Source organism: Mycobacterium sp. DL592, from assembly GCF_011694515.1.
GTDB lineage: Bacteria > Actinomycetota > Actinomycetes > Mycobacteriales > Mycobacteriaceae > Mycobacterium.
This window is the reverse complement of sequence record NZ_CP050192.1, coordinates 1690879-1714677: the sequence shown is the minus strand read 5'-3', so window position 1 is coordinate 1714677 and position 23799 is coordinate 1690879. Positions and strand designations below refer to the sequence as shown.

21 protein-coding genes and 1 riboswitch are annotated in these 23799 nt (G+C 68.5%); of the genes, 7 read left to right on the top strand and 14 right to left on the bottom strand.

Annotated features, from left to right (window positions below):
* The first annotated feature begins 13 nt into the window (after positions 1-13).
* A complete protein-coding gene (locus HBE64_RS08230; protein WP_167100192.1) occupies positions 14-1183 on the top strand; it encodes a PE-PPE domain-containing protein in 1170 nt (389 codons plus the stop codon).
* Here HBE64_RS08230 and HBE64_RS08225 read toward each other — a convergent pair.
* Genes HBE64_RS08225 through HBE64_RS08215 form a run of 3 tightly spaced genes read right to left on the bottom strand, consistent with a single transcriptional unit; the run spans position 1180 to position 4780 of the window.
* A complete protein-coding gene (locus HBE64_RS08225; protein ID WP_167100189.1) occupies positions 1180-2625 on the bottom strand; it encodes a VWA domain-containing protein in 1446 nt (481 codons plus the stop codon). The genes HBE64_RS08230 and HBE64_RS08225 overlap by 4 nt on opposite strands.
* 11 nt (positions 2626-2636) lie before the next feature.
* On the bottom strand, positions 2637-3515 hold the full coding sequence (locus HBE64_RS08220; RefSeq protein WP_167100186.1) for a MoxR family ATPase: 879 nt from the start codon (positions 3513-3515) through the stop codon (positions 2637-2639).
* A 17-nt stretch (positions 3516-3532) separates the two neighbouring features.
* The gene (locus HBE64_RS08215; RefSeq protein ID WP_167100183.1) at positions 3533-4780 is read right to left on the bottom strand and encodes a glutamate-5-semialdehyde dehydrogenase; all 1248 of its coding nucleotides are present in this window, start codon (positions 4778-4780) and stop codon (positions 3533-3535) included.
* Positions 4781-4836: 56 nt separating this feature from the next.
* Here HBE64_RS08215 and HBE64_RS08210 point away from each other — a divergent pair, with 56 nt between their 5' ends.
* Together HBE64_RS08210 and HBE64_RS08205 are read left to right on the top strand one after the other, a co-directional pair.
* Positions 4837-5697, top strand: coding sequence for a PfkB family carbohydrate kinase (locus tag HBE64_RS08210; protein WP_167100180.1), 861 nt, complete (start codon positions 4837-4839; stop codon positions 5695-5697).
* A 20-nt stretch (positions 5698-5717) separates the two neighbouring features.
* A complete protein-coding gene (locus HBE64_RS08205; protein ID WP_167100177.1) occupies positions 5718-6539 on the top strand; it encodes an enoyl-CoA hydratase/isomerase family protein in 822 nt (273 codons plus the stop codon).
* Positions 6540-6545: 6 nt separating this feature from the next.
* Here HBE64_RS08205 and HBE64_RS08200 read toward each other — a convergent pair whose 3' ends face one another.
* Positions 6546-7349 carry an MBL fold metallo-hydrolase gene (locus HBE64_RS08200; protein WP_243841534.1) on the bottom strand — a complete coding sequence of 268 codons (804 nt, stop codon included), beginning with the start codon at positions 7347-7349 and terminating at the stop codon, positions 6546-6548.
* A gap of 83 nt (positions 7350-7432) precedes the next feature.
* A riboswitch (guanidine-III (ykkC-III) riboswitch) is annotated at positions 7433-7499 on the bottom strand.
* Between the two features lie 61 nt (positions 7500-7560).
* The gene (locus tag HBE64_RS08195) at positions 7561-9603 is read right to left on the bottom strand and encodes an NAD(+) synthase (protein WP_167100174.1); all 2043 of its coding nucleotides are present in this window, start codon (positions 9601-9603) and stop codon (positions 7561-7563) included.
* 260 nt (positions 9604-9863) lie between these two features.
* On the opposite strand from HBE64_RS08195, the gene HBE64_RS08190 reads away from it, so the two are divergent.
* From HBE64_RS08190 to HBE64_RS08175, 4 genes are all read left to right on the top strand, one after another.
* On the top strand, positions 9864-10052 hold the full coding sequence (locus HBE64_RS08190; protein WP_167100171.1) for a hypothetical protein: 189 nt from the start codon (positions 9864-9866) through the stop codon (positions 10050-10052).
* 88 nt (positions 10053-10140) lie between these two features.
* Complete coding sequence (locus tag HBE64_RS08185; RefSeq protein WP_167100168.1) at positions 10141-10719, top strand: YdcF family protein; 579 nt, start codon at positions 10141-10143, stop codon at positions 10717-10719.
* 17 nt (positions 10720-10736) lie between these two features.
* Complete coding sequence (locus HBE64_RS08180; protein ID WP_167100165.1) at positions 10737-11570, top strand: NAD-dependent protein deacetylase; 834 nt, start codon at positions 10737-10739, stop codon at positions 11568-11570.
* A complete protein-coding gene (locus HBE64_RS08175; protein ID WP_167100162.1) occupies positions 11567-12289 on the top strand; it encodes a hypothetical protein in 723 nt (240 codons plus the stop codon). The genes HBE64_RS08180 and HBE64_RS08175 overlap by 4 nt, the downstream gene beginning before the upstream one ends.
* On the opposite strand, the gene proB is transcribed toward HBE64_RS08175, so the two are convergent.
* The 9 genes from proB to HBE64_RS08130 all read right to left on the bottom strand — a co-directional run bounded on the left by proB (position 12286) and on the right by HBE64_RS08130 (position 23790).
* The gene (gene proB, locus HBE64_RS08170) at positions 12286-13386 is read right to left on the bottom strand and encodes a glutamate 5-kinase (RefSeq protein ID WP_167100159.1); all 1101 of its coding nucleotides are present in this window, start codon (positions 13384-13386) and stop codon (positions 12286-12288) included. The two genes, HBE64_RS08175 and proB, sit on opposite strands and share 4 nt — an antisense overlap.
* Positions 13383-14831, bottom strand: coding sequence for a GTPase ObgE (obgE, locus tag HBE64_RS08165; RefSeq protein WP_167100156.1), 1449 nt, complete (start codon positions 14829-14831; stop codon positions 13383-13385). The genes proB and obgE overlap by 4 nt, the downstream gene beginning before the upstream one ends.
* 88 nt (positions 14832-14919) lie before the next feature.
* Positions 14920-15183 (bottom strand): 50S ribosomal protein L27, encoded by a 264-nt coding sequence (rpmA, locus tag HBE64_RS08160; protein ID WP_167100152.1) that lies wholly within the window; start codon positions 15181-15183, stop codon positions 14920-14922.
* Between the two features lie 19 nt (positions 15184-15202).
* Entirely contained in the window at positions 15203-15514 is a 312-nt protein-coding gene (rplU, locus tag HBE64_RS08155; RefSeq protein WP_167100150.1) for a 50S ribosomal protein L21, read from the bottom strand.
* A 158-nt stretch (positions 15515-15672) separates the two neighbouring features.
* Positions 15673-18528, bottom strand: coding sequence for an Rne/Rng family ribonuclease (locus HBE64_RS08150; RefSeq protein WP_167100147.1), 2856 nt, complete (start codon positions 18526-18528; stop codon positions 15673-15675).
* A gap of 297 nt (positions 18529-18825) precedes the next feature.
* Positions 18826-19236: a nucleoside-diphosphate kinase gene (ndk, locus tag HBE64_RS08145; protein ID WP_167100144.1), complete on the bottom strand. Its 411-nt coding sequence runs from the start codon at positions 19234-19236 to the stop codon at positions 18826-18828.
* A 71-nt stretch (positions 19237-19307) separates the two neighbouring features.
* Positions 19308-19712 carry a DUF4233 domain-containing protein gene (locus HBE64_RS08140; RefSeq protein WP_167100141.1) on the bottom strand — a complete coding sequence of 135 codons (405 nt, stop codon included), beginning with the start codon at positions 19710-19712 and terminating at the stop codon, positions 19308-19310.
* A complete protein-coding gene (locus HBE64_RS08135; RefSeq protein ID WP_167100138.1) occupies positions 19709-21142 on the bottom strand; it encodes a folylpolyglutamate synthase/dihydrofolate synthase family protein in 1434 nt (477 codons plus the stop codon). Before HBE64_RS08135 ends, HBE64_RS08140 begins: the two co-directional genes overlap by 4 nt.
* Positions 21139-23790 (bottom strand): valine--tRNA ligase, encoded by a 2652-nt coding sequence (locus HBE64_RS08130; RefSeq protein WP_167100135.1) that lies wholly within the window; start codon positions 23788-23790, stop codon positions 21139-21141. Before HBE64_RS08130 ends, HBE64_RS08135 begins: the two co-directional genes overlap by 4 nt.
* Positions 23791-23799 lie beyond the last annotated feature (9 nt).

The following is a 23799-nucleotide window of genomic DNA, read 5'->3' as shown; positions in this document are numbered from 1 at the left end:
AAGGGGGTATCGGATGCGCGGCTCGACGGGTGGCGGCAAAGCGGCAATGACGTTGGGCGGCGCGCTGACCGGTGTGACTGCGGCCGTCGCTGCCGTGGTCGTCGGATTGACCCCGACGGTGTCGAGCGTTCCCCAGCTTGCGGCGGCCACCGTGACCTATCTGCGTGGGACCAACATCGGCTGGACACCCACCGACGCCGAGTACCGCGCCTTCATCGGTCGCGTCCTCGACGGCACCGGGACTCCCTCAGATCCGCCCACGCCGGCGGGCAACGTCGATTACAACGCCGGATTCTGGCCTGTCTCACACGGTCTCATCTTCGACCTGACGTGGAACGACTCCGTCGCCCAGGGCGTGGCGAACCTAGACGCCCGCAACCCCACCGGCAACGTCGTCTTCGGGCTGTCCCAGGGGGCGGTGGTGGCATCGCAGTACAAGGCCGAACACCCCGGCGGGACCGGCAACACCTTCGTCCTCGTCGAGAACCCCAGCCGACCCAACGGCGGCGTGCTGGCCCGTTTCAACGGACTGCACATTCCGATCCTCAACGTCACGTTCAGCGGCGCCACGCCCGACAACGGCGATCCGACGATCGACGTCGCACGCCAGTACGACGGCTGGGCCGACTTCCCGACCCGCCCGCTGAACCTGCTGGCCACCGCCAATGCCGTCCTGGGCATGATCTACATCCACGGCCGAACCCAGACCGAGCTCACCGCAGCCGACCTCGCAGCCGCCAAAGCCAGCGGCGACAGCATGTACTACCAACAGCACAGCAACACCACCTACTACCTGGTCCGCACACCGCGGCTGCCACTGTTGATGCCCCTGACCGGCGTCCTGCCCGAGTCGCTGCTCAACTCCTGGGACTCGGCTCTGCGGCCGATCATCGAGCAGGGCTACGACCGCACCGACTACAACCGGCCGACCCAGGCCCAGTGGGTTCCACCAGCCGGTTCGGCCGCCGTCGCCAACCCTCCCGCGGTGGCGTCACCGGCCCAGGCGATCCGCAGCGCGGTCCAGAATGCGCGAACGGCCCGCACCGCCAAGCCCGCCGCCACGACGGCGCACGCCCCAAAGCCCGCGGCCGCAGACTCGACGCCCTCGGCCGGCCAGGCGCCTGGCCACAGCGCGGGAGCGAGGACCACCGGGGGCAGCGCCAGGGCGGCGCGCGCCGACTAGACCGGCAGGAGCTGATCGACCACGGCCGCCAGCTGCTTGGCCGACCGGCATTCGTGCATGGTGATGACGTCCTCGTAGCGCGGCACCGCGGAATCGCCGCTGCCCCACAGATGACGTGGTTCGGGGTTGAGCCAGTGCGCGTGGCGGCTGGCGCTGACCATGCGGGCTAGGACGTCGGTCGCGGGGTTGCGGTAGTTGGTGCGACCGTCGCCGAGTACCAGCAGCGACGTGCGTGGGGAGAGCACGTTGTGGAAGTTCTCGGTGAACGACACGAACGCGTTGCCGTAGTCGGAGTGGCCGTCGCGGGTGTAGACCCCGGCCTCGCGGGTGATCCGCTGGATGGCCACCGCGAGGTCGGCGTCGGGGCCGAACAGGTGGGTCACCTCGTCGGTGGTGTCGATGAAGGCGAACACCCGCACCCGGGAGAACTGCTGGCGCAGCGCGTGCACCAACAGCAGGGTGAAGTGGCTGAACCCGGCCACCGAGCCGGACACGTCGCACAGCACCACAAGCTCCGGGCGGGCCGGGCGCGGCTTGCGCAACACCACGTCGATCGGCACACCGCCGGTGGACATCGACTTGCGCAGCGTCTTGCGCAGGTCGATCGACCCGGCCCGGTGGCGCCGCCGTTTGGCCGCCAGCCGGGTGGCCAGCATCCGGGCCAACGGCTGGACGGTCTTGCGCATCTGGCGCAGCTGATCGCCGGATGCCCGCAGGAATTCGACGTTCTCGGCCAGCTGCGGGATGCCGTACATCTGCACATGTTCGCGGCCGAGCTGTTCGGCGGTGCGCCGTTTGGTCTCACTTTCGACCAGCCGGCGAAGCTGCTGAATCTTCTGCGCGGCAAGCGCTTTGGCGATCTGCTCCTGGGTGGGGCTGGGATCGTCGCCGTGCGGGGCCAGCAACCCGGCCAGCAGCCGGCCCTCCAGCTCGTCGAGGCCCATGGCCTTGAGCGCCTGATACGACGAGTACGACGGGCCACGGCTGGAGGTGTATCGGCCGTAGGCCTCGACGATCTGGGCGATCATCGCGACCAGCCGGTCGTCCATGTCGCCGATCTCGGGGTTGTCGGCCAGCAATTGCAGCAGCATCTCGCGCATGGCGTCGACGTCCTCGGGCGGCAGCCCTTCGGGCGTGTCGTCGTCGGCGTCTTCGTCGACCAGAACGGTTCGCCCGCCCAGGGCGGCCGGCCACCACAGGTCGAACATGGCGTCATAGGTTTCGCGGTGGTCGGCCCGGCGTAACACCGCGCACGCCAACCCTTCCCGCAGGGCCTGGCGGTCGCCGAGGCCCAAGACGGTGAGCACCCGCCCGGCATCGACAGTCTCCGAGGGCCCGACCGAAATACCCTGCGCGCGAAGCGCTTCGACGAAGCCGACCAGATGGCCGGGCAGGCCATACGGCGCCAGCGGCTGTGGGGGGCGGACCCTGCGGACGGCCATCTGCTGACTCCCTAGTTGAGCCGGAGCTCGCCGGCCGCGCGCTGCTGGTCGGACTGGTGTTTGAGTACCACGCCCATGGTGGCGGCGATGGTGGCGTCGTCGATGGTGTCCAGGCCCAACGCCAGGATGGTGCGGCCCCAGTCGATGGTCTCGGCGACCGACGGCAGCTTCTTGAGCTGCATGCCGCGCAGCACGCCGATGATGCGGACCAGCTCGGCGGCCAGCGACTCGGGCAGCTCCGGGACCCGGGACAGCAGGATGCGCCGCTCGAGGTCGGGGTCGGGGAAGTCGATGTGCAGGAACAGGCAGCGTCGTTTGAGCGCCTCGGAGAGTTCGCGGGTGGCGTTGGAGGTCAGCACGACGAACGGGGTGCGCGATGCGGTGATGGTGCCCAGTTCGGGCACGGTGACCGCGAAGTCGGAGAGCACCTCGAGCAACAGGCCTTCGATCTCGATGTCGGCCTTGTCTGTCTCGTCGATCAGCAGCACTGTGGGCTCGGTGCGCCGGATGGCGGTCAGCAGCGGGCGGGACAGCAGGAACTCTTCGCTGAAGATGTCGGTCTTGGCCTGATCCCAGTCATTGGCCCCGGACTGCATCCGCAGGATTTGCTTGGCGTGGTTCCACTCGTAGAGGGCCCGCGCCTCGTCGACCCCTTCGTAGCACTGCAGCCGCACCAGGCCCGAGCCGGTGCACTGTGCGACAGCGCGGGCCAGTTCGGTCTTACCGACGCCTGCCGGGCCTTCCACCAGCAGCGGCTTGCCGAGCCGGTCGGCGAGGAACACCGCGGTGGCCGTCGCGGTGTCGGGCAGGTAGCCGGTCTCGGCCAGTCGCTTGGAGACATCGTCGATGTCGGCGAACAGCGGGGCCGGGCGTGCCGGGGTTTCAGTCACGGGTTCTCCTGTCGTGGTCAGGCAGGTCGGGTATGACCGTCTCCCCAGACGATCCACTTGGTCGATGTCAGTTCTGGCAGACCCATCGGGCCGCGGGCATGCAGCTTCTGGGTGGAGATGCCGATCTCGGCGCCGAAGCCGAATTGCTCACCGTCGGTGAAGGCGGTCGACGCGTTGACCATCACCGCGGCCGCATCCACCTGTTCGGTGAACCGTTGTGCCGCTGCGAGATTGGTGGTGACGATGGCCTCGGTATGCCCGGTGCCGTAAGTGTTGATGTGCTCGATGGCGGCGTCGAGGTCCGCGACAACGGCCACCGCGATGTCCATCGACAGGAACTCGGCCCGCAGCTCGTCCTCGGTCGGGTTGGCGTGCACGGTGACCCCGGCCTGCTCCAGCGCCCCGAGCAGCCGCGGCCTGGCGACCTCGGCGATACCGGCGTCGATCAACAGGGTCTCGGCGGCGTTGCAGACACTGGGACGACGGGTCTTGGCGTTGAGGATGATTCGCTCGGCGACGTCGAGGTCGGCCGCGGAATGCACGTAGACGTGGCAGTTCCCGACGCCGGTCTCGATGGTGGGCACGGTGGCGTCGCGGACGACGGCGTCGATGAGTCCGGCGCCGCCGCGCGGGATGACCACGTCGACCAGGCCACGGGCCTGGATGAGGTGGGTGACGCTGGAGCGGTCGGCGCTGGGCAGCAGCTGTACCGCGTCTTCGGGCAGACCTTCGCCGGCCAGCGCTCCGCGCAGCACGGTGACCAGTTCGGCGTTGGAGTTGGCCGCCGAGGAGCTGCCGCGCAGCAGCACGGCGTTGCCGGACTTCAGCGTCAGCCCGAAGGCGTCCACGGTGACGTTGGGCCGGCCCTCGTAGACGATTCCGATCACGCCGAGGGGAACGCGCTGCTGGCGGAGCTGCAGGCCGTTGGGCAGGGTTCGGCCGCGCAGCACCTCGCCGACCGGGTCGGGCAGCCCGGCAACCTGGCGCAGTCCGGCAGCGATGCCGTCGACCCGCTGCGGGTTCAGTGCCAACCGGTCCAGCATGGCCTCGGGGGTGCCGACGGCGCGGGCGGCGTCGAGGTCCTCGGCGTTGGCGGCGATGATCTGGTGGGTGTGGGCCAGGACGGCGTCCGCGGCGGCGTGCAGCGCCCGGTCTTTGACCGTGGTGGTCAAGGATCCGAGGGTGCGCGACGCGACGCGGGCGCGCCGGGCCGCCTCATGCACCTGTTCGCGAACATCGGGAACCGACGGTGCTCGGACACTCATCGGTCCAGCGTATCGGTCTCCCGACCAACCGGCAGGTGGGGGCTAGCGTAGAATGCATGGCACGGGTCTGTGTGGTGGGCAGCGTCAACGTCGATCAGTTCTTCACGGTGGCAGCGTTACCCGGGCCCGGGGAGACAGTCCTTGCCTCAGCTGTGCGCACCGAACCCGGCGGCAAGGGCGGCAACCAAGCCGTGGCCGCGGCCCGGGCCGGTGCCGAGGTGACGTTCGTCGGCGCGGTCGGTACCGACCCGGCCGGTGCGCAACTGCGAACCCACCTCAGCACCAACGGAGTTGACCTGACCGGTGTGGAGGAACTCTCGGCGCCCAGCGGCAGCGCCGTGATTCTGGTCGGCGCGGACGGGGCCAACCTGATCGTCGTCGCCCCCGGCGCCAACGGCCACCTGACCCTGGCATCCGCGGCCGCACGGTCGGCGATCGCGGGATGTGAGGTGCTGCTGGTCCAGCTCGAGATACCGGTGGCGACCGCAGTGGCGGCCGCGCGGGAGGCTCACTCGGTCGGGGCGACCGTCATCGTCAACGCCTCACCGGTGAGCACCGACGCAGCAGTGGCGGATCTGGCCGCGGTGACCGACGTGGTGGTCGTCAACGAAACCGAGGAGCCGCACTGGGATTGGCCGACGCCGCATCGCGTGGTCACCCGGGGCGCGCGCGGCGCCAGCTACTCCGGACCCGACGGCACGCTGGAGGTGCCGGCACCAGAGGTCGAGGCCATCGACACCACCGGCGCCGGCGACGTGTTCGCCGGGGTGCTCGCCGCCGACTGGCTGACGGGCACGCAGCGGGCGCTGCGACGGGCGTGCGCGGCAGGGGCGTTGGCCACGCTGGTTGCCGGCGCGGGAGACTGCGCGCCGCGTGCGGAGGCGATCGACGATGCGTTACTGAACGATTTACGGTAGAGGCGATAGTCTCGTCGTCGATGACGCACACCGATACCCCCCGCCCGCCCGATGGGGACTGGCTGGGCACGCCGTACCTGAAGTTCACCCGCGAAGGCGCGTTCGGGGTGTGCACCCTGGACCGCCCTGAGGCACGCAACGCCATGACACCGGCGATGTACTTCGGCATCAAGTACGCGGTCAACCACGTCGGCTCCGATCCGGAGTTGACCGGCCTGCTCATCACCGGGACCGGTGACGTCTTCGCCCCCGGCGGGGACATGGGTGGCGGCGGCGTGGACAACTGGCTGACGTTCGGCGCAGCCCTCGGGATGGACGCTCTGCCGTTCGACACGCTGCGCCAGTCGACCAAGCCGGTGGTCGCGGCGGTCAACGGGTTGTGCCAGGGCGGCGGGCTGCAGATCGCGCTGTGCGCCGACATAGCGGTGGTCAGCGAGCGGGCGACGTTCCGGGTGCCGGAGTTGTACCGCGGGATCGCCGATACCTATTACAGCCAGATGCTGACCCGGCTCATCGGCCCGGTGCGCACCCGCGACCTGATGTTCACCGGCCGAACCCTCGATGCCCAGGAGGCCCTGGACTGGGGCATGGTCGCGCGGGTGGTCCCCCACGACGAGCTGGCCGGCACCGCACGCGAGGTGCTGGCCCAGTGCTGCCGCACCGCGCCGGACGCCCGCTCGGTGGTCAAGGCGAGCATCGACAACTACATCGGGCTCTACGACCGGATCGGCATGCAGCGCAGCCTCGGCTCACCGGAGTCCATCGAGGGTTTCCTGGCGTTCAAGGAGCGGCGGTCACCGGACTGGGTGCATCCAGACCTGCGCATCGACGGCAGGCTCTAGCCGCGGTCAGTCATCTTCCGGCCACAGGATGAAGTCGTCGCTGACGTAACGCACCGGATCCGGGCCGGCGGCCTCGAGCGCTGCCCGAACAGCGTAGAGGTGCTCGACGGACATCTCCAGGGCCGGCTCGTCGGGCTGATAGGTCGTCAGAACGGGGTAGTCCACGCCGGGCGCGCAGGTCATCTCGATGTGACAACCGATCACATGGTTCACGCGGTGCGATTCGGAGAACTCGATGAGCCGGTCGATGCTTCGCGCGAAGGCCTGCCAGTCGACGATATACAGCCTGCCGCGGTAAACCGTGTCGCCGGTGAACAGGATGCCCGTCCACGGGTCGTAGTACGTGACCGATGACGCGTCATGTCCCGGTGTGGCAAGAACGTCCAGCGTTCGGTCGCCGAGGTCGACCGTCCGGGGCCCGTGGTCATCTTCGGTGAAACCGAAGTAGTCCCAGGCGTTTTCCTTGTCGGCCGGCACCAGGGTGGTCCCAGGCCGGTCTGTGAACTGAGTGTCGCCGGCGACGTGATCGCCATGGGAGTGGGTGTGCAGCACCAGAAGTTCATAGGGGCGATGTGTCTCGGGGTAGCGATCGAGCCACTCCTCGATGACGTCATCAACCACGGCACGCAGCGGGAAATACTGCTCTTCGGCTGTGGCGCCGGTGTCCAGCAGAACCGCCCGGTCACAACCGAACAGCAGGAACATGAACGGCGCCTCGTAGTGAATTGCCTTGTTCTGCCGCAAGATCACCGTGTCATCGTCGTACCAGTGGACCTGCACATCCGGGTCGGCATTGTGCTTGGACGACACCGATCCGTGTATCCACCGCACACCTAAGGGCTTTGGGACAGTACAACCGGTAGTGCTGAGCGCGTCGGACATCAACCCTCCAAGGTGCGTCGTCTTGACAAGCCGGGTACGGCGCACATCTCGTCCGGGGATGCGCTGAAACGCATCGACGAAGTCGAGGCTAACACCGGCGTCATCCTGCATCAAGGCAGCTGTCGACTCCGGCCACCGATCACTCCTGCGGTATATCGCGTTCGATCTCGGCAAGCCAGATCCGCGCGGACATGTCCGACGGCGCCCGCCAGTCACCGCGCGGCGACAGCGAACCGCCGTGCGACACCTTGGGCCCGTTCGGCAACGCTGACCGCTTGAACTGGCTGAACGAGTAGTACCGCTGCGCGAAGACCGCCAGCCAGTGCCGAATCTCCTTGAGCGAGTAGGCCGGTCGCTTGCCTTCGGGAAAGCCGGGGGGCCAGGTGCCATGGTCGGGATCACTCCAGGCGTGCCAGGCCAGGAACGCGATCTTCGAGGGCCGGAAGCCGTAACGCAGCACCTGGAACAGCGAGAAGTCCTGCAGTGAGTACGGCCCGACCTTGGCCTCGCTGCTCTGGACCTCCTCGTCCTCGCCGGTGGGCACTAGTTCGGGGGTGATTTCCGTGTCGAGCACCGACTGCAGGATCTCGTCGACCTCGTCGTTGAACTGACCCGACGATATGACCCACCGAATCAGATGCTGGATAAGGGTTTTCGGCACGCCGCCATTGACGTTGTAGTGGCTCATCTGGTCGCCGACACCGTAGGTCGACCAGCCCAGCGCCAGCTCGGAAAGGTCACCGGTGCCCAGCACGATGCCGCCGCGCTGGTTGGCGATCCGGAACAGATAGTCGGTGCGCAGGCCGGCCTGCACGTTCTCGAAGGTGACGTCGTAGACCGGCTCGCCGCGGGAGAACGGGTGACCGAGCTCGGTGAGCATCAGCGAGGCTGTCGACCGGATGTCGATCTCCTCGAACGTGACGCCCAGCGCCCGCGACAGCTTGATCGCGTTGTTCTTGGTGCGCTCACCGGTGGCGAACCCGGGCAGGGTGAAGGCCAGAATATCGCTGCGCGGGCGGCCTTCCCGGTCCATCGCCCGTGCGGCGACGATCAGCGCGTGCGTCGAATCCAGACCGCCGGACACACCGATGACGACCTTCGGGTAGTTCAGTGCACGCAGCCGTTGCTCGAGACCGGCGACCTGGATGCTGTAGCCCTCGTAGCAATCCTGTTCCAGCCGAAGCGGATCGCTCGGCACGAACGGAAAGCGTTCGATCTCACGCAGCACGCCGATGTCGCCGGTGGGCGGATCGAGTACGAAACCGATGCGCCGAAACGAGCTCAGTGCGTCTTGGTGGTGGCGGCGATTGTCGTCGAAGGTGCCCATCCGCAGCCGTTCGGCCCGCAACAGGTCGAGGTCGACATCTGCCACCGAGCGGCGCTCGCCTTTCGGGAAGCGTTCCGACTCGGCCAGCAGCCTGCCGTTCTCGTAGATCATGGTCTGCCCGTCCCAGGCCAGGTCGGTGCTCGACTCCCCTTCGCCCGCCGCCGCGTAGACGTAGGCGGCCAGGCAGCGCGCCGACGCCGAGCGGGCCAGCAGCTTGCGGTCCTCCGCACGCCCGATCGTGATCGGGCTTCCCGACAGGTTGGCCAGCACCGTGGCCCCCGCCAGCGCGGCGTGCGCGCTGGGCGGCACGGGCACGAACATGTCCTCGCAGATCTCCACGTGCAGCACCAGACCGGGCACGTCCTCGGCGGTGAACAGCAGATCCGGGCCGAACGGCACCTCGGTGCCGCCGATGCGGATGGTGCCGTGCAGGTCGTCACCCGCGGCGACCTGCCGGCTCTCGTAGAACTCCCGGTAGGTGGGCAGATAGGACTTCGGGGCGACGCCGAGCACGACGCCGCGATGGATCACCACAGCGGTGTTGTAGATGCGGTGCAGGTAGCGCAGCGGAGCCCCCACCACGAGCACCGGAAGCAGGTCCGCCGAGGCGGCGATCACCTCCAGCAGGGCGTCCTCGACGGCGTCGAGCAGGCTGTCCTGCAGCAGGATGTCCTCGATCGAATAGCCCGACAGCGTCAACTCCGGGAAGACCGCCACAGCCACGCCATCGTCGTGGCAGGCGCGCGCGATCCGCACCACCGACTCGGCGTTGGCGGCCGGGTCTGCCAGCACCGTGTGGTGCGTGCACGCGGCCACCCGCGCGAACCCGTGCCGGTAGACGGAGTAGAAATCCATGCCCCATTGTCGCCCGTATAGCCCACCAGCCGGAAACGGGTATCCCCCAACCCGCGGAGCCGCGTCACCGGGCTGCTGATGTGAGCCGGCGCACAGTCGCCGCGCCAGGTGCTTGCGCTCACCATTCTCGATGCGGTGCAACGTCTTTCGCGGTCTTTCGCGACGATTCGAGTACCCCGCTACTCGTTACGGCGAGCCTGCGCGGCCATAGCTTTCTGGTACGGGCCGGACCGGCCGGCCCCACCACCAGGGAGATCGCCATGACATCTGTTGCCTACCGGCCCGAGACGCCGTTCGCCCCGCGGCTGTGGTCGCGTTGGACCGCCGCCACCCGCGCCGCGTTGGCCGCTCGGCCCGTGGCGCAGCGCCCGGCCCGCCCGCGTTACGTGCCAACCCGCTACGACTTCCTAGAGACCGCAGCGATGAAGCGGGCCATGGAGAGGCTCTGAGCGGCTCTGAACGGTTGAGACGCAGTAACGATCCACCGTCGCCGCACGATTACGCAGTCGACAATTCCGATACTTCCGCGGAGGACACGTGCGTCGTCGACTCAAAGCTGCTGCCGCCGCTCTCGCCGTCGCCGCCGCCGTGGTCTTGGGTGGTTTCTCACCGGCGCCCGCCCAGGCCGCTCCCCCCACATCAGCCAAGGATTTCTCCAAGCCGGCGATCGTGGTCCTCGGTTACGGGCTCAATGACGACGGCAGTATGCGGTCGGTGCTGCGCAACCGGGTGTTCACCGGTCTGGCCGTCGCACAGTTCTTCCCGCAGTCGCCGATCATCGTCACCGGCGGCAACCCGCGCAACGGGCAGACCGAGGCCGGGCAGATGCGCCGCATGCTGTTGATGTTCGGCTTCCCCGACAACCGAATCATCGTGGAGGACAAGGCCAACAGCACCGTGCAGAACGCCCGGTTCTCGGTGCCGCTGGCAGAGCAGGCCGGAACGTCGGGAATCATCCTCGTGACGTCATCGACTCACCAGGGCCGCGCCGACGGCGACTTCGTGGACGCCGGGGGCCATCTGCTGTCCACGGTGAGCTTCCCCGACGGCGACGCCTCGGTCAACGTGGCCCAGTTCGCCCGCGACGCAGTCAGTCCGTTCATCAACATCGGCTAGCCACCTATCCTGGTGGGATGGACGCCCCGGAACTCGTTGCGCTGCTGTCGGGGCGACGGTGCGCCGTGCTCACAGGGGCCGGTCTGTCCACCGACTCGGGCATTCCCGACTACCGCGGACCGGACTCCCCGCCGGCCAACCCGATGACGATCCGCCAGTTCACCTCCAGCCGGGAATACCGGCAGCGTTACTGGGCCCGTAACCATCTGGGGTGGCGGCACATGGCCCAGACCCTGCCGAATGCCGGGCACCGGGCGCTGGCCGCGCTCGAGCGGGCCGGGGTGGTCACCGGCGTGATCACCCAGAACGTGGACCTGCTGCACACCAAGGCCGGCAGCCGCAATGTCATCAACCTGCACGGCACCTACGCGCAGGTGGTGTGCCTGGACTGCGGGCACACCATGTCGCGGGCCGCGCTCGCCGAACAGCTCGAAGCCGCCAACCCCGGGTTCACCGAACGCGCCGAGCGGGTCGGTGGCCTGGCCGTCGCCCCTGACGCCGACGCCGTGGTCGACGACACCGAGTCCTTCCACTTCGTCGACTGCCCGACCTGCGGGGGCATACTCAAACCCGACATCGTCTACTTCGGTGAAAGTGTCAGCAAAGATGTTGTCGCCCAGGCATATTCGATGATCGATGCCTCAGATGCGCTGCTGGTGGCCGGTTCGTCGCTCACGGTGTTCTCGGGTTACCGCTTCGTGCGGCACGCCGCGGCGCTGGGCAAACCCATCGCGATCGTCAACCGTGGCGCCACCCGCGGCGACGATCTGGCCACGGTGAAGGTCGACAACGGCTGTTCGGAGATGCTGGTACTGCTCGCCGACGAACTGGCTGAGACCATGTCGGCATGAAACGCTCCAGAGGCCGGGAGGTCGGCGCCCCCACCCAAGAGGACATCGACACCGAAGCCGGCCGGGTTGCCGCACTGCTCAAACGGATGCGTCCACCACCGGGGCCGATCACACAGCGGTGGGCACTGGGCATCGGCGACATCGTCGCCGACACCACCCGGCTGCCGCAACAGCTGCGGGGCATCGTGCTCTTCCTCAACCGCTACGGCGGCCTGGCGATCACGCCGGAGACCCTCGAATTCGACGGCGACGACGTCAAGTGGTCAAAGATCACCGAGATCGACACCCGCAACCTCGTGGAGTACCTGCTCTCTGGGGCGGTCGAGAAGCAGGTGGACCGGCTGCCGGTGCCATGGTTTCCCGGCCGGGGCCGGCTGCTCGGGCTGGCGTCGGCGGCGGTCCTGACGCTGCTGATGGCGACGGCCAGACGGCAGATCGAAGACCACGCCGACGTCCGCATTCCGGCCGAGGTGCACTTCCGCGGCGGCCTGTTCCGCCGCGACAAAGTGCTCTCACCCGGGGTGATCTCCACCCTGATCCTCGCTGACGCGAAGGTCAGCGAGTCGGTGATCGCCACCGCCACGGCCAACGGTGTCACCGTCCGCAAACGCGACGACGACCCGATGGACGCCGCAGGCGACCGCGCCGAGGTGTTGAAAGCCAAGCTGGCCGAGCTGGAAAAGGGGATCCGCGGGCTACTGCATCGCGGGCGGGGTTAGACCGCGACGAGGTCGTCGGCGTGCACCGCGGGCCTGCGCATCTCGGCAGGCAGGTCGGTCGTGGAGCGGCCGATCATCGTCGTCAGCTCCGCGGCGTCGTAGGCCACCACGCCGCGCGCCACCATCGCCTCGTCCGGGCCGCGCAACTCCACGACGTCGCCGCCGAAGAACCGGCCCGACACCCCGGTGATACCCGCGGGCAGCAGTGAACGGCGTTGTTTGACGACCGCACGCACCGCGCCGGCGTCGAGCGTCAGCGCCCCGGCGACCTCGGCGGCATAGCGCACCCAGAACCGCCGCGCCGACATCCGGTCGGGGCGCGGCGCGAACACCGTGCCAACCGAGGCGTCCGAGAGCGCCGCGGCGGCGTCAGCGGCGGCGGCCAGCAGCACCGGCACGCCGGCGTCAGCGGCCAGCAGTGCCGAGGACAGCTTCGAGCGCATGCCGCCGGTGCCCAGCCGGCTGCCCTGCCCGGCGACGACACCGTCGAGGTCGTCGGGGCCGGCGACCTCGGGGATGAACCGGGCGTCACCCCGGCGTGGATCGGAGTCGTAGAGCCCGTCGATGTCCGAGAGCAGGACCAGCGCGTCGGCACCCACCAGATGGGCCACCAGTGCCGAGAGCCGGTCGTTGTCGCCGAAGCGGATCTCGTTGGTGGCCACGGTGTCGTTCTCGTTGACGATGGCGACCGCGTGCAGCCCGCGCAGCCGGTCCAGGGTGCGCTGGGCGTTGGTGTGCTGCACCCGCATCGCGATGTCGTGCGCGGTCAGCAGCACCTGGCCGACGGTGCGGTCATAGCGACCGAACGCCGCGCTCCAGGCGTTGACCAGCGCGACCTGCCCGACGCTGGCCGCGGCCTGTTTGGTCGCCAGGTCGGTGGGCCGCCGGCTCAGGCCCAGCGGCTCGATGCCCGCGGCGATCGCACCGGACGACACGATGACGACGTCGGAGCCGGCCTGCATCCGCGCCTCGATGGCGTCGACCAGTTTCGCCAGCCGGCCGGCGTCGAAGAGCCCGGACGTCGTGGTCAGTGCGGTGGTGCCGATCTTGACCACAACGCTGCGGGCGCTGCGGATCGCATCGCGGTACTCGCTCACGCCTCGTCCCCGTGATCACGACGCGCGCGGCGGGCTTCCTTGCGCTCGGCGGCACCGATCCGGTCGTTGCGTTCCAGCCGGGCGTCGGTTCCGCGGCCCGTCGGCGTGACGTCCACACCGGCCGGTGTCTGCGGCTCCCAGTCGAAGGTCATGTCGCCGATGGTCACCGCACATCCCGCCACAGCACCCAGCTTCAGCAGTTGGTCCTCGACACCGAGGCGGGCCAGGCGGTCACCGAGATAGCCGACCGCTTCGTCGTTGTCGAAGTTGGTCTGCGCCACCCAGCGCTCGGGGCGGGTGCCGCGCACGATGAAGCCACCGGGGTTGGCCGTGTCGGCCTCGACGGTGAAGCCGCTCTGGTCCACCGGGATCGGCCGGATGACCGGCCGGCGCGGAACCACCTCGGGCTGGGCGGCCTGGTAGGCGGCGACCAGATCCCACAGGGCAAAGGTCAACTCGCGCAGGCCTTCTCGACTGACCGTGGAGACCTCGAACACCGGCCAGCCACGCTTGGCGATCTCGGGACGCACGAAGTCGGCAAGTTCACGCGCCTCGGGGACGTCAATCTTGTTCAGCACCACCGCACGAGGCCGGTTCGCGAGGTCACCGAGCGTCGTATCCCCTTGCAGCGTCGGCTGATAGGCGGCCAGCTCGGCCTCCAGCGCCTCGATGTCGGAGATCGGGTCGCGGCCGGGCTCCAGAGTGGCGCAGTCGACGACGTGCACCAGCACGGCGCAGCGTTCGATATGACGCAGGAAATCCAGCCCCAGCCCACGGCCCTCGGAGGCGCCCGGGATCAGGCCGGGAACGTCGGCGACGGTGAAGGTGTGCTCGCCGGCCGACACCACACCGAGGTTGGGCACCAGCGTGGTGAACGGGTAGTCGGCGATCTTGGGCTTGGCCGCCGAGATGGTCGACACCAGCGACGACTTGCCCGCCGACGGGAACCCGATGAGGCCGACGTCGGCGACCGTCTTCAGTTCGAGGGTGAGGTCGCGTTCCTGGCCCTTTTCGCCGAGCAACGCGAACCCGGGCGCCTTGCGGGCACGGGAGGCCAGCGCGGCGTTGCCCAGTCCGCCCCGGCCGCCTTCGGCCGCCACGAAGCTGGTGCCCGCACCCACGAGGTCGGCTAGTAGCCGGCCCTGCTCGTCGAGCACCATCGTGCCGTCGGGAACCTTGACTTCGAGATCGGCGCCGTTGGCCCCGTCCCGGTTGTTGCCCATCCCCTGCTTGCCCGACGGGGCGACAACATTGGGGTGGAAGTGGAAGTCCAGCAGGGTGTGCACCTGCGGGTCGACGACCAGGATGACGCTGCCGCCGTTGCCGCCATTGCCGCCGTCCGGGCCGCCAAGCGGCTTGAACTTCTCGCGGTGCACCGAGGCGCAGCCGTGACCGCCGTTACCCGCGTGGGTACGAATGACAACGCGGTCGACGAACCGGGGCATCGGAGGGTCCTTTCAATCGTCGAGTGTGAACGTACTGCGAGAAATCGGTCTCAATCTCGCAGTGGACGCACACTCGCGAAATTAAGACCTACTCCGGTCGGGCGACGCGGACGATGTTGACGGTCTTGCGACCGCGCTTCACGCCGAACTCGACCGCGCCCGGCGCGGTGGCGAACAGGGTGTCATCCCCGCCGCGACCGACGTTGACGCCGGGATGGAAGTGGGTGCCGCGCTGGCGGACGATGATCTCGCCGGCCTTGACGACCTGACCACCGAAACGCTTGACGCCGAGTCGCTGGGCATTGGACTCGCGACCGTTGCGCGAGCTGGAAGCGCCCTTTTTGTGTGCCATGTCTGTTCGCTCCCTGTCGCTACTTGATCCCGGTGACCTTGAGCACGGTCAGCGGCTGACGGTGACCCTGCCGCTTGTGGTAGCCGGTCTTGTTCTTGAACTTGTGGATGCGGATCTTGGGACCCTTGGTGTGCTCGAGCACCTCACCGGTGACCGCGACCTTCTCCAGAGCCTTGGCGTCGGTAGTCACCTTGGCGCCGTCGACGACGAGCGCGACAGGCAGCGAAACGGAGCTACCGGCCTCGACCTCGAGCTTCTCGACCTTGACGATGTCTCCCACGGCGACCTTGTACTGCTTGCCGCCGGTCTTGACGATTGCGTACGTCGCCATCAGTTCCTCTGCCTTGCTCTGCGGGCGCGCGCTAACCGAAGCTGCGTGCGCGGGTCTTGGGGGTGCGGGATCTTAAGCCCGCTGCCACCGGCGTCGGACGCCTGGCGACAACTGCTCAAGGTTACGTGACCAGCACCGGGAGGGTCAAACCGCCTCGCCTAGGACACGGGTGGCCCGGCGGGACGGGCCGCTGCACGGCGGCGGGGCCGCCTGCCGGCGACCACGGGCGCCTGCACAACGGCGGGTTCGTCGACGTCGTCGTACTCACCGCTATCGGGCAGATCCTCGTCGTCATCGTCCTCGTCGGCGTCGTCATCGTCGACGTCAAGGGGGTCGTCGAGGTCCTCGTCGTCTTCGTCCAGGTCGACGTCGATCTCGTCGTCGTCCTCGTCGTCTTCGTCCTCGTCGGCCTCGTCCTCGTCGAATTCCTCGTCGTCGAGATCCTCGTCGACGGCCTCGTCGGCCACCTGCTCCTCGATGTCGGCTTCAGCTTCCGAGATCGCCTCGCGGTCGAGCTCGTCGGCCAGCTCCTCCTCGGAGTCCTCGTCCTCGGGTTTGCCGTTGGCCGCGGCCATCGCCTTGAACATCGGGTGCTCGCCGGGGACATGCACAGGTACCCGGGCGACCGACGGCTCCTCGGTGCGTCCCTTCTTGCCACGCTTGCTGCGACGGCTGCCGGACTCGGCCTTGCGCGCCACCGCCTGCGTGGTGTCCACCGGGTCGGCGTGCAGCACGATGCCGCGCCCGCTGCAGTGACTGCACGTCGTCGAGAAGGCCTCCACCAAGCCGGTGCCGAGCTTCTTGCGGGTCAGCTGCACCAGGCCCAGCGAGGTGACCTCGGAGACCTGGTGACGGGTGCGGTCGCGGGCCAGCGCCTCGGTGAGCCGTCGCAGCACCAGATCGCGGTTGGACTCCAGCACCATGTCGATGAAGTCGATCACCACGATGCCCCCGATATCGCGCAGCCGCAGCTGGCGCACGATCTCCTCGGCCGCTTCGAGGTTGTTCTTGGTGACCGTCTGCTCCAGGTTGCCCCCGGCGCCGGTGAACTTGCCGGTGTTGACGTCGACGACCGTCATCGCCTCGGTCCGGTCGATCACCAGGGTGCCGCCCGAGGGCAGCCACACCTTGCGGTCGAGCGCCTTGGCCAGCTGCTCGTCGATGCGGTGCACCGCGAACACGTCCGGCCCGTCGGGACCACCCGGCGGATCGTACTTCGTCAGCTTCGGAACCAGTTCCGGCGCAACCGAATTCACGTACTCGTTGATGGTTTCCCAGGCGCTGTCGCCGGAGACGATCAGCCCGGAGAAGTCTTCGTTGAACAGGTCCCGGATCACCTTGACCAGGACGTCGGGCTCCTCGTACAGCGCGATCGCGGCGCCGGCCTTGTTGCCCTTGACCCGCTCGGCTTCCGCGGCGATGGCATTCCAGCGTTCCTGCAGGCGCTCGACGTCGCCGCGGATGTCCTCTTCCTTGACCCCTTCGGAGGCGGTGCGGATGATCACGCCGGCATCCGACGGAACCACCTCACGCAGGATCTCCTTGAGGCGCTGGCGCTCGGTGTCGGGCAGCTTGCGGCTGATCCCGGTCGACGAGGCACCCGGCACGTAGACCAGATAGCGGCCGGCCAGTGAGACCTGAGTGGTCAGTCGGGCGCCCTTGTGCCCGACCGGGTCCTTGCTGACCTGGACGACGACGTAGTCGCCGGGCTTGAGGGCCTGCTCGATCTTGCGCTGCGCACCGCCGAGTCCGGCCGCCTCCCAGTTGACCTCACCGGCGTAGAGCACGCCGTTGCGGCCGCGGCCGATGTCGACGAACGCGGCCTCCATCGACGGCAGCACGTTCTGCACGATGCCCAGGTAGATGTTGCCGACCAGCGACGCCGACGCCGCGGAGGTGACGAAGTGCTCGACGACCACACCGTCTTCGAGCACCGCGATCTGGGTATAGCGGGCACCCTCGTGCGGCGGTTCGGTGCGGATCTTGTCGCGGACGACCATGACCCGTTCGACCGCTTCGCGGCGGGCGAGGAACTCGGCCTCGGACAGGATCGGCGGGCGCCGGCGACCGGCGTCGCGGCCGTCGCGGCGGCGCTGACGCTTGGCCTCCAGGCGGGTAGAGCCGCTGATGCCCTGGATGGCATCCGGGTCACGCTCGGCCTTGCTGCGCGGGGCGCGTTCGTGAACGACGGTATTGGGCGGATCGTCCTCGGAGGCGGGTTCCCCGTCCTCGCCGCCGCCACCGGTCTTGCGACGCCTGCGCCTGCGGCGGCGCCGGGTGGCTGCCTCGCCGGTGCCCGACTCCTCGTCGCCGGATACCTCGTCGGTCTCGTCATCCTCGGCGCTCTCGGTCGCCTCGTCGTCGGTGTCCTCGCCGGTGGCTTCGCCCTGCTCACCGCGACCACGACCGCGGCCGCGGCGGCCACGCCGGCGGCGGCGGCTGGCCGGCCGCTCGGACTGGTCGTCGTCGGTCTCGACGCCGGACTCCTCGTCGTCGTCCTCGTCCTCGTCCTCATCGTCGTCGTCGCTTTCGACGGCGACGGCTCTGACCGGCTGCGGGGCGACGAACAACGGCATGTACACCGACTGCTCGATGGTGGTGGTTTCCAGGATCAGGCGCGATTCCGGCTCGTCGTCCTCGACGACGTCGGCAGTGGCATCGACCTCGGCGACCGTGGCCTCGACGGGCACCTCGACAGCCGCTGGTTCGACCGGTGCTGCGGGTTGTTCGGCAGCGGGGGCCGGCTCCTGGGCCAGCACGTCGCGCACCCGCACCGCGTCGGTGCGCTCGACGGTGGACTGCGCGCTGCGCGTGCGGCCGTCGAGTTCGCTCAACGCGTCGAGGACGCGTCGGCTGGTGGTGCCGAGCACCCGCGCGAGGGAATGCACCCTCAGGCGGTCCGGCAGCTCCTCACCCGCGGTCGCGGGTGGTTCCCACTTCGGCTCGCTAGCTGGTTCGCTCGCTGGCTCGCTCGGGGTTTCGGGCAGGTCCTGATAGATGTCATCGTCGGCCACGTAGTCTCCTAGGGCCCCCGGGCGCGTCCTACGACGCGGCCACGCGAGGGCTTCCGCTATGCGCCCGGGTTACTTCCCCCGGGCTTGTCATGGTCTCGCTCCGAACGGCTCGTAGCGAACGCGCTCGGTGCCTGGCTGAATGACGGCTGTGGACGGTCGGCGCCGCACCACTGATTGCGATGGTCGCGCTCGTCTAAGTCTTCATTCGGATGTGTTTAGGGGCACATCCGTCCACCAGTATCCCACACCGCAGGGGCAGTTCTGACGTAGTGGCACGGCATTGGCCGCAACGAAGTGTCAGACGGCGGGAAACCACAGCGCGATCTCGCGCTCCGCAGAGTCCGGCGAGTCCGAGCCGTGCACCAGATTGAACTGCGTCTCCAGCCCGAAGTCACCGCGGATCGTGCCGGGGGTGGCCTTCTCGACGGGGTCGGTACCACCGGCGAGCTGGCGGAACGCCGCGACCGCGCGAGGGCCTTCCAGGATCGCCGCCACCACGGGTCCCGAGGTGATGAACTCGAGCAGCGAGCCGAAGAACGGCTTGTCCTCGTGTTCGGCGTAGTGCGCGCGGGCCAGCTCGTCGCTGACCTGCTTGAGCTCAAGGGCCGCGATAGTGAGGCCTTTGCGCTCGATCCGGCTGATGATCTCGCCGACCACCTGTCGTTGCACACCATCGGGCTTGATCAGCACAAGAGTCCGCTCAGTCATCTAGCGCCGTTCCTCCTCATCGCATCGCTGAAGCATCGTCACCGGCGCGGTCACGGCCGACAGCGTACCCGTCAGTCCGGCGGCGTCTGCTGGCCGGGCAGCAGGCCGCGGCGCTGTCTGCGCAGCACCTCGGCCCGCAGATAGGCGATCACGGCCCACACCACGACGAACAGCAGACCGATGAATCCGACCGCCGGGTACACAACGAATCCCGCGACCAGAAGAAGCTGCACACCGAGGTTCATCCAGATCGCCCAGGGCTTGCCCTGCACGCCGGCCAGCAGGATCAGCAGCACTGCGAAACCCACCAGGAACGCCGTCGACCAGGCCGTCAGCCCACCGCCGACCGACCCCACCACCGGCAGCGCCAGCAGCACAACGATCGCTTCGAGGATCAGGGTGCCGGCCATGACGCCGCGGAAACTCTTCCAAGGGTCGGGCGGCGGAGCCGCGGGGCCGGGCGTGTCGTCGGTCATTGCGGGTCCTTCCCGAAGATGGTGCGGGCCGCTCCGGCCGTCACCACCGAGCCGGTGATGACGATTCCGGCGCCGGAGAACCCGTCGGCTTCGGCGGCGTCGTCCTCGACGAGGGCGGTGGCCGTCTCGATCGCGTCGGGCAGCGTCTGGGCGCGCAGCACCCGTTCGGGCCCGAAGATCTCCTCGGCCCGCAGCGCCAGCGCCTCGACCTCCAGCGCCCGGGGCGACCCGTTGTGGGTGACGATGATCTGGTCAAGCACCGGCTCGAGCGCGGCCAGGATGCCCGTGACGTCCTTGTCCCCCATCACGCTGAGCACACCGACGAGCAGACGGAAGTCGAACTCGGTGCTCAACGCACCGGCGAGCACCGCGGCACCGGCAGGATTGTGCGCAGCGTCGATGAACACCGTCGGCGCGCTGCGCATCCGCTCCAGCCGGCCTGGACTCGTCGCGGCGGCGAAACCCGCCCGCACGGCGTCGATGTCGAGCTGCCGCTGCGGGCCGGCCCCGAAGAACGCCTCGACCGCTGCCAGGGCCACCGCCGCGTTGTGCGCCTGATGTTCGCCGTGCAGCGGCAGGAAGATATCGGAGTACCGCCCGCCGAGGCCCTGCAGTTCGAGCACCTGGCCGCCGATCGCGACCTGCCTGCTCAGCACCGCGAACTCGGAGTCCTCGCGGGCCACCGCGGCATCCGCGCGGACCGCTTCGGCCAGCACCACCTCCATCGCCGCCGGCTCCTGGCGGCCGATCACGGCGACGGTGTCGGTCTGCACCAGCTCACCTCGCGGGGCGCTGATGATGCCGGCCTTCTCGGCCGCGATCTCGGCGATGCTGTCGCCGAGGTACTCGGTGTGGTCGATGCCGATCGGGGTGATAACCGCCACGGGTGCGTCGACGACGTTGGTGGCGTCCCAGCGCCCACCCATCCCGACCTCGACGACGGCGATGTCGACCGGCGCATCGGCGAAGGCGGCGAACGCCATCGCGGTGACGACCTCGAACTTGCTCATCGCCGGTCCCCCGCCGGCCTCGGACTGGGCGTCGATCATCTGCACGAAGGGTTCGATCTCGCGGTAGACCTCGACGTAGCGGGCGGGGCTGATCGGCTGGTTGTCGATGGCGATGCGTTCGACGGCCGACTGCAGGTGCGGGCTGGTGGTACGCCCGGTGCGCTGGTTCAGCGCGGTCAGCAGCGCGTCGATCATCCGCACCACCGAGGTCTTGCCGTTGGTGCCGGCGACGTGGATGCACGGATAGCTGCGCTGCGGTGAGCCCAGCAGATCCATCAGCGCCGAGATACGGGCGGTGCTGGGCTCGAGCTTGGTCTCCGGCCAGCGTTGGTCGAGCAGATGCTCGACCTGGAGCAGTGCGGCGATCTCGTCCGGTGTTGGCTCGTCAGCCGGATGTCGCCGGCCCAGCGGCTCCGTCATGCCAGCGCGGCCAGGCGTGCGGTGATCCGGTCGACTTCCTCGCGGGCCAGTTGCTGGCGCCCGCGAATCTTGGCGACGACATCATCGGGCGCCTTGGCCAGGAACGCCTCATTGTCGAGTTTGGCTGTGGTGCCTGCCAATTCCTTCTGCGCGGCGGCCAGGTCCTTTTCCAGCCGGCGACGCTCGGCGGCAACGTCGACGGTCCCGGAGGTGTCGAGTTCGACGTCGACGGTGCCGCCGGACAACCGCACCTCGATGTGCGCCGTCGGGCTGAACTCCGCGGCCGGGCTGGTCAGCCAGGCCAGTGCGGTGACCGGCGCGACGTGTGCACCCAGGCCGGCCTGCTCGACGCCCGACAGGCGGGCGGGCACCTTCTGCCGGTCCGCCAGACCCTGGTCGCTGCGGAACCGGCGCACCTCGGTGACCAGCTTCTGCACGTCGGCGATGCGTTGTGCAGCAACGCCGTCCAGTGTCAGGCCGGACGGCTCAGGCCAGTCGGCGATAACCAAAGATTCCTGCCCGGTCAGCGCCTTCCACAATGTCTCGGTGACGAACGGCATCACCGGGTGCAGCAGCTTGAGCAACGCGTCGAGGACCGCGGCCAGCACCGCGGTGGTGTGCGAAACTCCCTCGGCGATCTGTACTTTGGCCAGCTCCAGATACCAGTCGCAGAACTCGTCCCAGGCGAAGTGATACAGCGACTCACACGCCCGGCTGAACTCGTAGCCGTCAAAGGCTGAATCCACCTCGGCCCGAACCTGTTCCAGCCGCCCGAGGATCCAGCGGTCGGCGTCGGTCAGATCCTCGGCCGCCGGCAGTGGCGCCAGCGCCGCTCCGTTCATCAACGCGAACCGAGTGGCGTTGAACAGCTTCGTGGCGAAGTTGCGCGACGCACGGGCGTGGTCCTCGCCGATCGACAGGTCACCGCCGGGGCTGGCGCCGCGGGCCAGGGTGAACCGCAGCGCGTCGGCGCCGAACAGCTCCACCCAGTCCAGCGGGTCGATGCCGTTGCCGCGGGACTTGCTCATCTTGCGGCCGTGCTCGTCGCGGATCAGGCCGTGCAGGAAGACGTTCTCGAACGGCATCTGCGGGCCGCGCGTGCCGCCGGTGGTGATCGCGTCGTCCCCCGACACGAACGTCCCGAACATCACCATCCGGGCCACCCAGAAGAACAGGATGTCGTAACCGGTGACCAGAACAGTTGTCGGATAGAACTTTTCGAGCTCAGGGGTGCGGTCCGGCCAGCCCATCGTGGAGAACGGCCACAGCGCCGAGGAGAACCAGGTGTCCAGGACGTCGGGGTCCTGCTCCCAGCCCTCCGGCGGAGTCTCGTCGGGACCGACGCACACCGTCTCGCCGTTGGGCCCGTGCCAGATCGGGATGCGATGGCCCCACCAGAGCTGACGCGAAATGCACCAGTCGTGCATGTCGTCGACCCAGGCGAACCAGCGCGGCTCCAGGCTCTTGGGGTGGATCACGATGTCACCGCCGCGGACCGCGTCGCCGGCGGCCTTGGCCATCGACTCCACTTTCACCCACCACTGCAGGCTCAGCCGCGGCTCGATCGGCTCGCCGCTGCGCTCGGAGTGCCCGACGCTGTGCAGATACGGCCGCTTCTCGGCGACGATGCGTCCCTCGGCGGCGAGCGCCTCGCGCACCTTGACGCGCGCCTCGAAGCGGTCCATGCCGTCGAACTGGGTTCCGGTGTCGGCGATCCGGCCCTTGGTGTCCATGATCGACGGCATCGCCAGGTTGTGCCGCAGGCCGATCTCGAAGTCGTTCGGGTCGTGGGCGGGGGTGACTTTTACTGCGCCGGTACCGAATTCGGGGTCGACGTGCGCGTCGGCGACGATGACGATGTCGCGGTCGAGGAACGGGTGCGGCAGCGTGGTGCCGACCAGGTGCCGATAGCGTTCGTCGTCGGGGTGCACCGCGATCGCGGTGTCGCCGAGCATCGTCTCGATCCGGGTGGTGGCCACCACCAGGTGTGGTTGCGAGTCGTCCATCGACCCGTACCGGAAGGACACCAGCTCGCCCTCGATGTCCTCGTACTTCACCTCGAGGTCCGAGATCGCCGTCTCGAGTACCGGTGACCAGTTGACCAATCGCTCGGCCTGATAAATGAGCCCGGCGTCGTAGAGCCGCTTGAAGATGGTGCGCACCGCCCGGGAGAGACCCTCGTCCATGGTGAAGCGGTCGCGGCTCCAGTCCACGCCGTCACCGATGCGGCGCATCTGGGCGCCGATCGCCCCGCCGGACTCGTGCTTCCAGTCCCAGACCTTCTGCACGAACAGCTCGCGGCCGAAGTCCTCTTTGGTTTTGCCGTCTACGGCGATCTGCTTTTCCACCACCGACTGGGTGGCAATGCCGGCGTGGTCCATGCCCGGCAACCACAGCACCTCGAAGCCCTGCATGCGCTTGCGCCGGGTCAGGGCATCCATGAGGGTGTGGTCCAGCGCGTGGCCCATGTGCAGGCTGCCGGTCACGTTCGGCGGCGGCAGAACTATGGAGTACGGGGGTTTGGCGCTGGTGGCATCGGCGGTGAAATAGCCGGCATCGACCCAGCCCTGATAGATCTGCTGCTCTACCGCGCCCGGCTCCCACGACTTGGGCAGGGCCTCGGCACGAGAGTCGTCAGTGGTGGTCACCCGTCAATT